Genomic DNA, 13,280 nt, shown 5'->3' on the forward strand with positions numbered 1-13,280 from the left:
GACCATGAGCATCAACCCTGACCGTCCCTATGTCGACGTGCCCGGCACGATCATCTTCGACGCGGAACAGGCCCGCAAGGGCTACCACCTGAACCAGTTCTCCATGTCCCTGATGAAGCCGGAGAACCGGGAACGCTTCCTGGCCGATCAGCGCGCCTACCTGGACGAATGGCCGCTGACCGAGAAGCAGAAGCAGGCCGTGCTGGACATGGACCTGAACGCCATGATGGCCGAGGGCGGCAACATCTACTTCCTGAGCAAGATCGGCGCCACCCACGGGTTGAGCTTCCAGCAGATGGCCGGCTCCATGACCGGCATGTCCGAGGCGGCCTACCGGGACATGATGGCCAGCGGTGGCCGTCGCCCCGAGGGGGTGCGGTTGAAGGACCTCGACGGGTGGACCCCGCCCGCGCCCCGGGTGAAGGCGGAGACGCTGAACCCCGAGGCCAAGGCCCGGATCGGCGCCACCGTCTTCACCTCGCACGTGCCGGCGATCGGCGCGGCGATGGACCTGGGCAAGACCGAGGAGCCCTACTGGAAGAAGGTCTTCGACGGCTATGTCGCCTCCCGGGAGTGGATGAAGGACAACACTCCCGACGTGGTGATCCTGGTCTACAACGACCACGCGACCGCCTTCGACTCGTCGCTGATCCCCACCTTCGTGCTGGGCACCGGCGCGCACTACCCGGTAGCCGACGAGGGCTACGGCCCCCGTCCCGTGCCGGATGTGGAGGGCTACCCCGAGCTGGCCGCGCACCTGGCGCAGTCGATGATCCAGGACGACTTCGACCTCACCCTGGTCAACGAGATGGTGGTGGACCACGGCCTGACTGTGCCGCTCAGCCTGCTCTTCGACGACGTCGAGAAGTGGCCCTGCAAGGTGATTCCGCTGGCGGTCAACGTGGTGCAGTACCCCGTCCCGTCCGGCCGTCGCTGCTACGAGCTGGGCAAGGCGCTGCGCCGTGCGCTGGACACCTGGCAGGGTGATGAGCTCAATGTGCAGATCTGGGGCACCGGCGGCATGAGCCACCAGTTGCAGGGCCCCCGCGCGGGCCTGATCAACCGGGAATGGGACAACGCCTTCCTGGACATGCTGATCGAGGATCCGATGGGCCTGACCGAATGGCCGCACCTGGACTACGTCGATGAGGCCGGCAGCGAGGGCATCGAGCTGGTGATGTGGCTGATCGCCCGCGGCGCGATGGACGACCAGTTCGGCGGCGAGCACCCGTCGGTGCGGCACCGCTTCTACCACGTGCCCGCCTCCAACACCGCCGTCGGGCACCTGGTGCTGGACAACCCGTCGGGGGCGGCCGGCTGAGCCGGTCCTCCGAGAGCGACGCGTGATCCCCGGGCCTGCGCTGGCCCGGGGATCACTGTATTTCGCCACCCAACACCCAGCCGCGACGGCCGGAATCACCGCAGCGGAGACGAGGAGCGCAACGGTATCCCGTTCATCGGGAAACCCTGCTGTCTCGCTGGTGATGGCAGGGGAGTCTTGTGCACACCCCACCGATCTCATCGAAGGAGACGCCATGACCAGCACCCCGATCCGTACCGACGTCCTGGTGATCGGCTCCGGGGCGGCCGGCATGGGGGCGGCGCTCAAGGCCTCGGAGCAGGGTCACTCCGTGCTCGTGGTGGAACAGGAACGCCATCTGGGTGGGACGACGGCCATCTGCGGTGGTTGGGGATGGGTGCCCGGCAACAAGGGGGCCGAGCCGCAGGACAGCCGGGACCAGGCCAAGGCCTACATCAAGGCGCTGGCTGGCCACGGCTACCGGGAGGAGCCGGTGGATGCCTTCCTGAACAGCATTCCGGAGGCCCTGGACTTCTATGAGCGGCAGGGCGTCCGGATTGTCTACGGGGCCATGTCCCCCGACTACCAGATGGACGCACCGGGGGCGATGGAGAAGGGCCGGGCCGTCACCTTTGAGCGAGCCGACGCGCGCATGCTGGGCGAAGATCGGCTGCGGGTGCAGCCCTATCTGATGCCCTACACCGTCTTTGGCTACATGCCCGAGATCGGCACCGACATCGCCCGGATGGTCAAGGCCAACCAGAGCGTCGGCAACTTTGCTTATGCCGCCCGCAATGTGCTCACAGCCTGGGGCCAGACCCTGCTGGCCCGGCGGGCCTGGACGCGCACCAACGGCAATGCGCTGATGACCTGGATCTTCGCGGCGGCCAGGGAAGCAGGCATTCGGATGTGGACCGGTACCCGGGCGGAACGCTTGCTGACTGACGAGCGAGGAGTGGTGGTGGGGGCGGAGTTGTCCGGTGGGCACGCTGGCCGGGTGGAGGCCCGGCTGGGAGTGGTGCTGGCCTGCGGCGGTTTCGGTGGCAACGCGGAGCTGCGGCGGCGCTACTTCCAGCACGATCCGGACGGCGACGACCACGTCACCCCGACGATCGGGCACGATGGCAGCGCCCTGCGTCTGGCCGAACCCTTGGGCGGGTACATCGACAATTCACCGCACCAACCCGCGTCGTGGGGGCCCATCACCCCCTTCCACACCCTGGTGCGGCGCAAGCAGACCTACTTCCCCCATCTGCGGGCCTTCGGGCTGCCCGGACTGATCGCGGTGGACCGCACCGGGCGCCGTTTTGCCAACGAGTCACTGTCCTACCACGACTACGGCATCGAGATGATCAAGAATGACGCGGAGCGGGACCGCACCTATGTCTGGATCATTGCCGACGCCACGGCGATGCGGAAGTACGGCATCGGCTATGCCAAGCCGTGGCCCTTCCCTCCTGCGATCTTCCAGAAGGAGGGCTACTTGCGCCGCGCCACCACAGTGGAGGCCCTGGCAGGGCAGATCAACGTCGATCCGCAGAGCCTGCGCCGGACCATCGAGGAATTCAACCAAGGGGCCGCGCGGGGCGAAGACCCCGCCTTCGGGCGCGGCTCCTTGAAGTACCACAATTTCAAGGGTGACCTGGAGCACCGGCCGAACCCCAACCTGGCCCCGCTGACCAAGGCGCCGTGGTACGCCGTCCGGGTGATGATGGGCGATCTTGGCACCTATGCCGGTCTGGCGGTCAATTCCCGCAGCGAGGTGCTCGACGAGGGAGGCCGGCCGGTTCCCGGTCTGTACGCCGTGGGCAGCGCCGCGGTCAGCGTCTTCGGCGGCGGCTACCCCGGCTACGGGGCGCACGTCGGGCCGGCGCTGGTCTTCAGCTATCGGATCGGCCGCGACATTGCCGCGCACGCCGCGGAGCGCGGCAGGGGAGAATGGTCTGGGCAGCCAATGGCGACATGAGGAGGGCGGGCCATGGCGAACTCACCGTCGGGCGAATCGATGCTGGAACGGATCGTGCGCATCCTGGAGGCCCTCGACGGCAACACCCCGTCCCTGCCCGTGGCGGAGCTGGCGCGGCGCACCGGGCTGCCGTCCAGCACCACCTACCGGCTGGTGGATGAACTGATGGCCTCGGGGCTCTTGGACCGGGTGGGGCGCGAGGTGCAGGTGGGGCTGCGGCTGTGGGAGCTGACCACCCGGAGTTCGTCCGCCCTGGGCCTGCGCGAGGCGGCCCGGCCGCACCTGGATGACCTGCGACGGGTGCTGCGCGCGCACGCGCTGCTGGGGGTATTGGACCGGCACGACGTGCTCTACGTTGACCGGGCGCTGGCCCGTAGTTCGGCGGTCAACCTGGCCACGGTGGCGGGGCGGCTGCCCGCGCATGCCAGCTCCGCCGGGTTGGTGTTGATGGCCCATCAACCGTCGGCCGTCCAGGAAGCCTGGCTGGGGTCGCGGTTCACCCGCTACACCCCGAAGACGCCCACCGACCCGACGCAGCTTCGTCGGGTGCTGGCCGCGGTGCGCCAGCAGGGGTATGCCGAGGCGGCGGGGCTGCTGGTGGGGCCCTCCACCGGGCTGGCGGTTCCAGTGGAGGGCCCCGACGGGCAAGTGATCGCCGGGCTGGGGATCGTCGTGCCGGTGGGGGAGACCGACGCGACCCGCACCGTTCCGGTGCTGCAGGCCGCGGCCCGGGGGATCACTGAGCGGATGCGGGCCGGCTGAAGGTCTGGTCTCAGACCAGGCCGACGAGTTCGGCGGCCATCGCGTCGGCATCCGGCTCGTGGCCGGTGATCAGACGGAATGCGTCGACGGCCTGACCCACCGCCATCCCGCTGCCCGGCAGCACCCGGCAGCCCGCGGCCTCGGCATCCAGGATCAACCGGGTGCGCAGCGGTCGGTAGACCACGTCGGAGACCCACAGGCCGGGGTGCAGGGCGGCGGTGTCGAAGGGGGTCCCCGGGAGCTTGGCGGAACCGACGGGCGTGCAGTTCACCACACCGCTGGCCCGCGCCAGCAGCTCGGCCACCTCGCCGGGAGCGGCGGCCCGCACATCACCCCCAGTGGTGGCGGCGGTGCGCTCGGCCAGCGCCTGCGCCCGAACCGGGTCCACATCCACGATCACCAGTTGCCGGGCGCCCAGCCCCACGAGGGCATGGGCGACCGCGGAGCCCGCTCCACCAGCCCCCATCTGTACCACCAGATCCATCGGGGCATCGGGCAGGCCGCGTCGGAAACCGGCGGCATAACCCGTCGCGTCGGTGTTGTGCCCGACGGCGCCTTCGGCGGTGAAGACGACGGTGTTCACCGCGCCGATCGCCTCGGCCTCCGGTGACAGGGCGTCCAGCTCGGCCATCACCACCTGCTTCACCGGGTAGGTGATGTTCAGCCCGTCATAGCCCGCCAGCTGGGCGGCACGCACCAGCTCACCCACCCGCTCCGGGGTGATGCCCCGCTCGTCCAGATCGAGCAGCCGGTAGACATAGTGGAAGCCCTGCCGCTCGCCCTCGGACTCATGCAGGTGGGGGGTCATCGACGGGCCGATCCCCAGCCCGATCAGGCCGGCGAGCTTGCTGGTGGTGGTCATGACCTTCCTCCGGTCTGGGATTGCTCAGTTGGGTCGTCGACACCGGCGGCATGCAGCGCGGCAAGCCAGCCGAAGGTGAGCCCGGCGCCCACCTGGGCCCCGGCTCCGGGGTACTCGGAGCCCATCGGGCTGGCGGCGTCATTGCCCGCCGCGTACAGCCCGGGGATTGGCTGGTCCTGCTCGTCGAGCACCTGGGCCCGGCCGTTGGTGCGAATGCCGAAGGCCGTCGCCAGCGGCGTGGGCACCACCGCGATGGCGTAGAAGGGTGCCTTGGAGACCGGGCCGATGTTCGGGTTCGGTTCATGCTCCGGGTCCCCGGCCACCCGGCCGAAGAGCAGTTCGCCCTTGCCGAAGTCCTCGTCCTTCCCTGTGGCGGCAAAACCATTCCAGCGTTCGACGGTGGCCTCCAGCCCATCGGCATCCACACCGATGCTCTCCGCCAACTCCCGCAGCGTCCGACCGCGATGCAGGTAGCCCTGCCGGATGTAGCCCTCCAGCAGCTTCTGCGGCAGTCGCGGGGTGACCACCATGCCCAGCCCGTAGCGGGACAGGGCCCGGGAATCCACCACCAACCAGGCCGGGATGGTGGGCACCGTCTGGTGCGACTCGTACATGGCCCGGACGAAGCGGTGGTAGGAGACGGACTCATCGACGAAGCGTTGCCCGGCGCTGTTGACCGCGATCAGGCCCGGCTTGGCCCGGTCCCAGATGTGCGGGAAGACGGCGGTGGACCCGTCCGCGCGGGTGCCGATCGAGCTGGGGAACCACAGGGCATTCTCGCCATTGTCCGTTCCCGACGAGGCACCGACGGCGGTGGCCAGCCGCATGGTGTCGCCCGTGGCACCCTCGCAGGCACGGCTGAACTGCGGCGTGGGCTGCGGGAGGTACTGCGCGCGCAGCTCGGGGCTCTGGGCAAAGCCACCCGCGGCCAGCACGACGCCACGTTCGGCGTGGATGCGCAGAACCCGGCCCTGGTGCTCGACGACGGCCCCGGTGACCCGGCCCTGCTCGTCGCGGATCAGCTCGGTGGTGCGGGCATTGCGCCACACCTCACCGTCGCGCTGCAGGAACTTGTGGTACAAACGCGCCACCAGCCCATTGCCCATCACGAGCCGGGTGCCGCGTGGGTAACGGGTCAGGTCAGCCGCCCAGCGCACGCCCAGCCCCAGCGCCGTCGCGGCTCCTCGGGCGGTGCGGCCCGGCTTGCCGGTGAACATGCCCAGCAGCTTCGACACTTCCGGCCGGCGCACCATCAGCGTCCCGCCAAAGAGCGCGAATTCCGGGACGGGGCGGCGGACGTGGCGGAAGTTCACCGGGCCCAGCAGCCGCCCGTCGAAGGGTTCGGGTTCAAGCGCCCGGCCGGTCTGTCCCGTCTCGGGTAGTTCGGAGTGGTAGTCGACGACGGACGGGGACGGCAGGAAGCGCACGCCCAGGCCGGCCAGGTGCTCCAACATCCGGGGGGCATTGTCCATATAGGCCTGCCGCAGTTCCCGCGGAGACTTGTCGCCGATCAGGGTGTCCAGGTAGCGGGTGGCGCGTTCGGCATCGTCGGTATTGCCGGCCTCGCGCTGGAAGCGATTGTTCGGCACCCAGCAGGTACCCGCCGAGTAGGCGGTGGTGCCGCCGATCCAGTCGGTCTTCTCCAGGGTCAGCACCCGCAGCCCGGCGGCTGCGGCGGTCAGCGACGCGGACAGCCCAGCGGCGCCGGTGCCCAGCACGAGCAGGTCGACGCTCCGGTCCCAGACGGGCGCATCGGCAACGGATGAGGCTGTGGCCGGGGTGATCATCGTGCCAGCACCTCCCGGGCCGCCTGCAGCAGACGGCGCGCGAAGGGCCCGTCGCCGAGCTCCTCCCGCAACGGGTTGGGCACCTCGACGCTGATCGGCGCGGTGGCGGGGAAGGCGCTCAGGAAGGCCGTGAAGTCGACATCGCCGTCGCCGGGAACCAGCCGCTCGGCCCGGGACTCGTGCAGGCGTCCGGCCAGGTCCTCGGGGGCAGCGGCCCGGGCGTCGCAGATCTGCACCAGCGGCGAGAGATCGGCGGCGGTTCGGGCATCGGCCACGGTGCCCTGCGCCCGCTGGAAGTGCAGCGCGTCGGGCAGCACCCAGCAACCCGCGGCCCGGGCCAGTTCCGCCGCCTGCGGCAGGGTGGAAACGGCCTGGTAGGAGATGGCCTCCAGGGTCGGGGTGATCCCGAAGGGGCGGGCATTGTCGGTGAAGGCCTGCAGGGTGTGCAGCAGCCGCTGTTGGTCGGTGTCGCTGGCGGCGACGGTGAAGGTGCTGGCGCCCAGATTGGCCCCCGCTTCCAGAGCAGGCAACCAGGTCTCCCGGGTGAGGGTGCCGTCCAGCACCAGGAATTCCACGTCGCGCACCCGCAGGCCGGTGGCTCGCAGCGCGTCCAGCGTGCGTCGGGCATCCGGCGACCCCGGGGTGAGATCGGTGAACTTCTCCGTGGCGGTGACCGGCGCGACGCGGATGCCGACGAAGTCGTAGCCCGCGGCCGCGGCGGTCTCCACCAGGTCGGCCGGGTGCGCGCCCAGCAGCGAGAGCGGGGCCAGCCCGATCGGGTGGTTGCAGGCGGGTTCAGTCATGGTTCTTCTCCTGGGTGCGGGCGGCCAGCCGGTGGAGCAGCTGTCCGCGGTAGTCCGGGCCGGGGGCGGGGCTGCCGTCGTCCTCATAGGTGGCGGTGGTGCCGGCGAGCTCACGGCCCACCAGATAGCCAAAGGTCATGGCCGGGCCCAGGTTCACGCCGCCCGACGGGTAGTGGCCGCCCATCACGGACGCCATGTCATTGCCGGCGACGAAGAGCCCGTCGACGGTGCTGCCATCGCGGCGCAGCACCCGGGCCGCGGCATCCACCGCGATCCCGGCGAAGGTGCCGAAGGATCCGGGCAGCACCTTGACCGCGTAGTAGGGGCCCCTGCCGAGCGGTGCCAGGGTCGGGTTGGGCGTGACCTCGGGGTCCCCGCCGTAGCGGTTGAAGGGGGTCTCGCCGCGGCCGAAGTCGGGGTCGATTCCCTGTCTGGCATTGGCATTGAAGGTCTCGACGGTTTCGACCAGTCCGGCCTCGTCGATGCCGCACTGGCGGGCCAGCTCGGGCAGGGTGGCGGCCTTCTTCAGGTATCCCAACGCGCGGTAGGGGAAGACGGGCAACGGCCGGGGCTTGGCGAAGCCAAGCATGTAGTGCCGCAATACGTGGTGGTCGCAGATCAGCCAGGACTCCACCGGGTCGCCCTCCGGCACGGCGTCCACCATGCCCTGGACGTAGTCGAAGTAGCCGTTGGCCTCATTCACGAAGCGCTTGCCATTGGCCAGGACGCCGATCACGCCCGGTTTGGCCCGGTCGGCAATGTGCGGGAAGACTCCCTGGTGCCCGCCCGGGAAGTCCACCAGCGAGACCGGGCACCACGCGGCGGGGCTGAACCCCGAGTCGTCCAGGTAGCCGCCCACCTGCTCCGCCAGCCGCAGCCCGGCGCCATCGCAGGTCTCGGGGGCCAAGGTCCAGTGTTCCCGGCCAGTCGGGGTGCGAGGGAAGGTGTGGCGACGCAGCTCCGGGTTGGCCGGGTAGCCGCCGGTGGCCAGCACCACACCTCGGGAGGCGGTGAGCGTCTCGCGCTTCCCATCATGCTCCACCACGACCCCGGTCACCCGTCCGTCGTGCTCGACGAGCTCGGTGGCGCCGGTGCCGGTGCGCACCTCGACGCCGAGGTCATCGGCGGCCTGCAGCAGCCGTCCGACCAGGGCGACGCCGTTGACCATCTGCATGTTGCGGCGGTGCACCAACAGGTCGAAGGCATGGGTGGCGGTGCGGCGGGCCGCGTGCAGGAAGCTGCTGGGCTTCTTCAGGGCGGTCAGGAATTTGCCCAGATCCGCGCCCGCCATGATGCCCATGCCGACGAAGCTGGTCATGTAGAACTGATGTGCCAGCCGGGCCCGAACCTCCGGCTTCAGGGCGGTGCCGTAGAAGGGCGACGCGGCAACCGAACGGTGGCCGGTGCCGGCGCCGGGCAGCTTGCCGTAGATGTCGTTGATCTTGTTGCCGGGGGTGAACTTCAGCGGCGTGAGGTTGTGGAAGAAACCGACCATGTGACCGGTGTTCTCCAGGAAGGCCTCGACCCTCTCCTCGTCGTAGTCAACGCCCAGCACGCCGCGCAGGTAGGTGCGGAAGTCATCCCTCGGTTCGTCGACGCCGTCAGCCTTGGCCAGCGGGTTGCCGGGGGTCCACATCCAGCCGCCGGAGCGGGCGGTGGCACCGCCGCAGACCCCGGCCTTCTCCACCACCAGGACGGACAAGCCGTGGTGGGCGGCGGTGACGGCGGCGGCCAGGCCACCTGCCCCGCTGCCGATCACGATCACGTCGTGGTTGCTCATGCTCCCTCCAGATCCAGGGCGACGGCCGCTCACCAGCGGCGCTCGATGATCGCGGATTGCCATCACTCGGCCTTCTGGTGCTTGCCCAGGTGTTCGGTGGGCGTCCGGTAGGTCTCGCGGGCGGTGAAGGCGCCGATGGCGGCGATCAGGCAGACGACCGTGACGATCCAGGCCGCGGGCTGCCAGTGGGTCTTGTCATTGCCCACCAGGCTGGACGCCAGCGACGGGGCGAAGCCGCTGACCACCAGCGCAAACTGCAGGCCGACGGCCATGCCGGTGTATCGCACCTTGGTGGAGAACATCTCGGTGAAGAAAGCCGGGTAGATGCCGTTCGGCATCGAGTAGAAGATGCCCACCATCACCACACCGGCCAGGAAGACAAGCGGGATGTTCCCGGTGGAGATGCTCAGGAAGTAGAGCCAGATCATCGGGATGATGCCCAAGGCGCCAATGATGAAGATCGGTCGTCGACCCCAGCGGTCGGCGGCCAGGGCGGCGAAGGTCTGGCCGAAGAGCGCCACCACATTCGAGGCAATGGCGATCCACAGCATGGTGGTGCGGCTGATGCCTGCCACTTGCGAACCATAGGCCAAGCCGAAGACCTGCATCATCGTGTTGGTGGTGGTGAACAGGCCGCAGGCGGTCAGCCGCAGGATGTCGCGCCAGTGGTCGCGGAAGGCACCGAGCACGGGAAGGACGTGGTCCGTCTCCTCGCGGACGTCCTCCTCGAAGATCTCCGGCTCCTCCAGGGTGCGTCGCACGAAGAAGGCCACCACCAGCACCAGAACCGAGCTGAGGAAGGGAATTCGCCAGCCCCAGTGCAACAGCTGCTCGTCCGGCATCGCCGCGACCGGGATGAAGACCAATGAGGCGAGGATGAAACCGAAGGCGATCCCGTTCATGGTCCAGGAGCCCAGGAACGCCCGGCGGTGGGCGGGGGCATGCTCGATGGTGAGCGTCGAGGCACCTGCGGTCTCGCCGCCGGCGGAGAAGCCCTGCACCAGGCGGCAGAGCACCAGGATGGTCGGCGCCAGCCAGCCGTGCCCGGTGTGCTGCTCGAACCAGGCGTAGCTGGGGATGAAGCCGATGGCGATGGTGCCGAAACCCATCAGGAGCAGGCAGACCACCAACATGTTTTTGCGGCCGATCTTGTCCCCGAAGTGGCCCAGCACCAGCGCGCCGATCGGGCGGGCGATGTAGGCGACGCCGAAGGTGGCCAGCGAGGCGACCGTGGCCACGGCAGGGTTCCCGGCCGGGAAGAAGATCTTGCTGAAGACCAGGGAAGCGGCCGTCGCGTAGATGAAGAAGTCGTAGTATTCGAGTGTTCCGCCAAGGAAGCTCGCGACCGCGGCCTTGCGGGCCATCGGGGTGATGGTCGCCTCTGGGGCGGCCGGGTGGATTGCTGCGTGGGTCATCGGGACTCGTTCCTCGTTGAATGTCCTTTGGGTTGCTGACCCAGCCATTGTTCGGTCGAGGATTACCCCAAGTCCAGCTCTAAATTTCTCTCTCAGTATGTCGCATTTCAACGTAATCTTCGTCGAAGAGCTCCTCGGCGAGCTCGGTGACGGTGCGGGCAGCGGGGCTCAGTCGGTCGGGGGCCCAAGCCAAGGCACTGCCCAGCAGGATCACCTCTTCGATGGGGCGGTAGTCGACGCCGTAGGGCAGCAGCTCGCTCATGGCGCTGGGAAGCAAGGCCACGCCGACCCCCGCGGCGCACAGGGCCAGCACCACTTGGGTGTCGTTTGCCTCCTGCACCACCCGGGGGCGAAAACCCGCCTGCTGGCAGGCCTGCAGGGTGGCGTCGCGGACGGAGGAGCCGGAGTCCCAACGGGCCATGATGAAGGCCTCGTCGCGCAGTGCGCGTAGGGGGATGACGTCGGGGTGGGCCGTCAACAGGCGGTGGCCCTGGGGCATGACCACCCCCAACGGTTCCTCCATCACGGTCATCACCGTGATGCCGTCCTCGTTGACGGGGAGCCCGACGAAGGCGATGTCGGCCGCTCCCCGGCGCAGCTGTTGCAGGGCACCCACTGTCATGTAGCCGCCGGCCAGATGCAACTTGATGTCCGGATAGCGGTGACGAACTGCATGGGCCAGGATCGGCAAGGTCCGGTGGTTGACCGCACCTGCAAAGGCCAGGGTGACCGAACCGTAGGTGCCCGGGACGGCCTGGCGTGCAGCAGCTCGCGAGTCCTCCATCTGGTTCAGGATCGCCCGGGCATGCGGCAGGAAGGCACGGCCACTGGCGGTGAGGGTGACCGTGCGGGTGGTGCGCTCGAAGAGTCGGACATCCAGCTCCTTCTCCAGCTTGCGGATCGTCTGACTCAGCGGTGAGGCTGACTGGTGCAGCCGATCGGCCGCCCGCCCGAAGTGCAATTCCTCCGCGACGACCACGAAGGCTTCCAGTTCTCGCTGGTCCATTGGCCTACCGGACGGCCGGTCGGTTCCAGCTCGCCTTGGCCGGGGCGAAGGGGCTGCGCATGTGGATCGCCCAGCTGGAATGCGGGTGTATTCGCAGCAACGCCGTCTCCAGCCAGGAGCGTTGACGATCCGTGAGTGTGGGCAGGACGGCTGCCAGATCCGCGTCGTCGCGGGGATTGGGGCGCAACGCCTTCCACAGCAACTGCACCTCGGGCGCTCCGGTGGGGATCCCGTCGATGTCGATGGTCGCCTTGTCCCATGGCATCTGCAGGCGCGGATCTCGCCGATACAGCCAGGCCTTCGGGGCTCCATCCTCCACATGCAGCTCGGCCACCCAGGCGCCGTTCTCGTGCCACAGGGCTCGCTGCAGGTCGGCGTCGTCAGGCACGTCGGCCAGCGGCAGAAGGGCCCCGTCCAGATCAGCCCAGACGGTCACCCCATCGGGCAGGGAGACGCACAGCGGCCGTAGGTCGCCAGCGGCGGTACTCAGGTCAAGATCCTGGCGATCGGACTCCTGGTGCAGGTGAAGATCCACCGCAGAACCGCCGCTCACCCACCAGCGGGCTTGGCATCCGGCAAGACGCTCCGCGGCCTGGCGCGGAGTCCATGGCCGCCACGGGGTGTCGGCGGAGGGTGGCAGGTCGGCTCTCTGGTCCATGGCTGCATCTTGCCACTCGGCTGAAAGGGGGAATGGCGCGACCGCGTAGACGTGACGATTCCCGATCATCGGGAACTGGCCTGTCTCGTCGGGGCGGGAGCCACCTACCGTCGTCGCACTGGTTGGGGCACAGCAAAGGAGCGTCGGCATGGACTGGTTGGGTCTTCAGGGAAGAGTAGTGGTGGTCACCGGTGGTGGCAGTGGGATCGGTCGGCGGGTCTGTCTGGAGCTGGCCTCGGTCGGGGCGGTGCCCGTCGCCGTCGACGCCAATGGCGAGGCCGCCACCCAGACCGCGGCATTGGTGGCCGCGGCGGGGGCGACCGGGAGCGCGCACGCCGTGGACGTGACCGATGCCGACGCCTGTCGACGGGTCTTCGCCCAGGTGGTTGAAGACCACGGATCCTTGCACGGGCTGGTGAACGCGGCGGGAATGATGCGCGCCGGAAGCCTGGCCGAGCTGGACACCGCCGACTGGGAACTCGTGATGCGGGTGAACGTGACCGGCTGCCTGATTGCTGCCCAGGCGGCCCTGCCGCACCTGGCCGAGGGGGCCGCGCTGGTTCACATCGCGTCGATCTCGGGCAGCAACCCGCAACCGTCTTCGGGGGCCTACAGCACCTCCAAGGCGGCGGTGAAGATGCTCAGCCGAGACCTCGCCTTCGAGCTCGGCCCCCGAGGTGTGCGCTCCAACACGGTCAGCCCCGGGCTGGTCCGTACCCCGATGAGCGAAGCCTTCTACCAGGCTCCCGGGGTGTTGGAGAAGCGAGAGGCCTCGGTGCCGCTGCGGCGAATCGCGGGCCCACAGGACATGGCCGACGCCGTGCTGTACCTGCTGTCGGCGCGCGCGTCCTATGTCACCGGGCAGGACATCATCGTGGATGGCGGCTTGGGACAGGCATTGATGTCCTTCCTGCCCCGGCCCGGCTACTGAGGAGCTCGAC

Annotated in this window: 11 protein-coding genes; 4 read left to right on the top strand and 7 right to left on the bottom strand. The window is 69.0% G+C overall.

Translation table 11 applies throughout. From position 1 onward, the window contains the following. Positions 1-4 precede the first annotated feature (4 nt). From AAEX57_RS01100 to AAEX57_RS01110, 3 genes are all read left to right on the top strand, one after another. The gene (locus tag AAEX57_RS01100) at positions 5-1,321 is read left to right on the top strand and encodes a protocatechuate 4,5-dioxygenase subunit alpha/beta (protein WP_342090389.1); all 1,317 of its coding nucleotides are present in this window, start codon (positions 5-7) and stop codon (positions 1,319-1,321) included. Positions 1,322-1,535: 214 nt separating this feature from the next. After that, positions 1,536-3,266, top strand: a complete 1,731-nt coding sequence (locus AAEX57_RS01105; RefSeq protein WP_342090390.1) for an FAD-dependent oxidoreductase — start codon at positions 1,536-1,538, stop codon at positions 3,264-3,266. A gap of 12 nt (positions 3,267-3,278) precedes the next feature. Continuing rightward, the gene (locus tag AAEX57_RS01110) at positions 3,279-4,028 is read left to right on the top strand and encodes an IclR family transcriptional regulator (RefSeq protein WP_342090391.1); all 750 of its coding nucleotides are present in this window, start codon (positions 3,279-3,281) and stop codon (positions 4,026-4,028) included. A gap of 10 nt (positions 4,029-4,038) precedes the next feature. On the opposite strand, the gene AAEX57_RS01115 is transcribed toward AAEX57_RS01110, so the two are convergent. The 7 genes from AAEX57_RS01115 to AAEX57_RS01145 form a co-directional block, all read right to left on the bottom strand. Continuing rightward, complete coding sequence (locus AAEX57_RS01115) at positions 4,039-4,890, bottom strand: shikimate dehydrogenase (protein WP_342090392.1); 852 nt, start codon at positions 4,888-4,890, stop codon at positions 4,039-4,041. Further along, entirely contained in the window at positions 4,887-6,677 is a 1,791-nt protein-coding gene (locus AAEX57_RS01120; RefSeq protein WP_342090393.1) for an FAD-binding protein, read from the bottom strand. Before AAEX57_RS01120 ends, AAEX57_RS01115 begins: the two co-directional genes overlap by 4 nt. Continuing rightward, positions 6,674-7,480, bottom strand: coding sequence for a sugar phosphate isomerase/epimerase family protein (locus AAEX57_RS01125; protein ID WP_342090394.1), 807 nt, complete (start codon positions 7,478-7,480; stop codon positions 6,674-6,676). Before AAEX57_RS01125 ends, AAEX57_RS01120 begins: the two co-directional genes overlap by 4 nt. Further along, a complete protein-coding gene (locus AAEX57_RS01130) occupies positions 7,473-9,260 on the bottom strand; it encodes an FAD-dependent oxidoreductase (protein WP_342090395.1) in 1,788 nt (595 codons plus the stop codon). Before AAEX57_RS01130 ends, AAEX57_RS01125 begins: the two co-directional genes overlap by 8 nt. Before the next feature lie 62 nt (positions 9,261-9,322). After that, positions 9,323-10,675, bottom strand: a complete 1,353-nt coding sequence (locus AAEX57_RS01135) for an MFS transporter (RefSeq protein WP_342090396.1) — start codon at positions 10,673-10,675, stop codon at positions 9,323-9,325. Between the two features lie 79 nt (positions 10,676-10,754). Next, entirely contained in the window at positions 10,755-11,681 is a 927-nt protein-coding gene (locus AAEX57_RS01140; protein WP_342090397.1) for a LysR substrate-binding domain-containing protein, read from the bottom strand. Positions 11,682-11,685: 4 nt separating this feature from the next. Beyond that, the gene (locus AAEX57_RS01145) at positions 11,686-12,339 is read right to left on the bottom strand and encodes a hypothetical protein (RefSeq protein WP_342090398.1); all 654 of its coding nucleotides are present in this window, start codon (positions 12,337-12,339) and stop codon (positions 11,686-11,688) included. Positions 12,340-12,487: 148 nt separating this feature from the next. Between AAEX57_RS01145 and AAEX57_RS01150 the strand changes: the two genes are divergently transcribed. Further along, a complete protein-coding gene (locus tag AAEX57_RS01150; RefSeq protein ID WP_342090399.1) occupies positions 12,488-13,270 on the top strand; it encodes an SDR family NAD(P)-dependent oxidoreductase in 783 nt (260 codons plus the stop codon). The last annotated feature ends 10 nt before the right edge of the window (positions 13,271-13,280 follow it).

The sequence above is a fragment of the Luteococcus sp. H91 genome (assembly GCF_038433135.1).
Classification (GTDB): Bacteria; Actinomycetota; Actinomycetes; order Propionibacteriales; family Propionibacteriaceae; genus Luteococcus.

Excerpts from the sequence above, each read along its gene's own strand:
- AAEX57_RS01100 (WP_342090389.1), top strand. The coding sequence starts at position 5 with ATGAGCATCAACCCTGACCGTCCCTATGTCGACGTGCCCGGCACGATC.
- AAEX57_RS01105 (WP_342090390.1), top strand. The coding sequence starts at position 1,536 with ATGACCAGCACCCCGATCCGTACCGACGTCCTGGTGATCGGCTCCGGG.
- AAEX57_RS01110 (WP_342090391.1), top strand. The coding sequence starts at position 3,279 with ATGGCGAACTCACCGTCGGGCGAATCGATGCTGGAACGGATCGTGCGC.
- AAEX57_RS01115 (WP_342090392.1), bottom strand. The coding sequence starts at position 4,890 with ATGACCACCACCAGCAAGCTCGCCGGCCTGATCGGGCTGGGGATCGGC.
- AAEX57_RS01120 (WP_342090393.1), bottom strand. The coding sequence starts at position 6,677 with ATGATCACCCCGGCCACAGCCTCATCCGTTGCCGATGCGCCCGTCTGG.
- AAEX57_RS01125 (WP_342090394.1), bottom strand. The coding sequence starts at position 7,480 with ATGACTGAACCCGCCTGCAACCACCCGATCGGGCTGGCCCCGCTCTCG.
- AAEX57_RS01130 (WP_342090395.1), bottom strand. The coding sequence starts at position 9,260 with ATGAGCAACCACGACGTGATCGTGATCGGCAGCGGGGCAGGTGGCCTG.
- AAEX57_RS01135 (WP_342090396.1), bottom strand. The coding sequence starts at position 10,675 with ATGACCCACGCAGCAATCCACCCGGCCGCCCCAGAGGCGACCATCACC.
- AAEX57_RS01140 (WP_342090397.1), bottom strand. The coding sequence starts at position 11,681 with ATGGACCAGCGAGAACTGGAAGCCTTCGTGGTCGTCGCGGAGGAATTG.
- AAEX57_RS01145 (WP_342090398.1), bottom strand. The coding sequence starts at position 12,339 with ATGGACCAGAGAGCCGACCTGCCACCCTCCGCCGACACCCCGTGGCGG.
- AAEX57_RS01150 (WP_342090399.1), top strand. The coding sequence starts at position 12,488 with ATGGACTGGTTGGGTCTTCAGGGAAGAGTAGTGGTGGTCACCGGTGGT.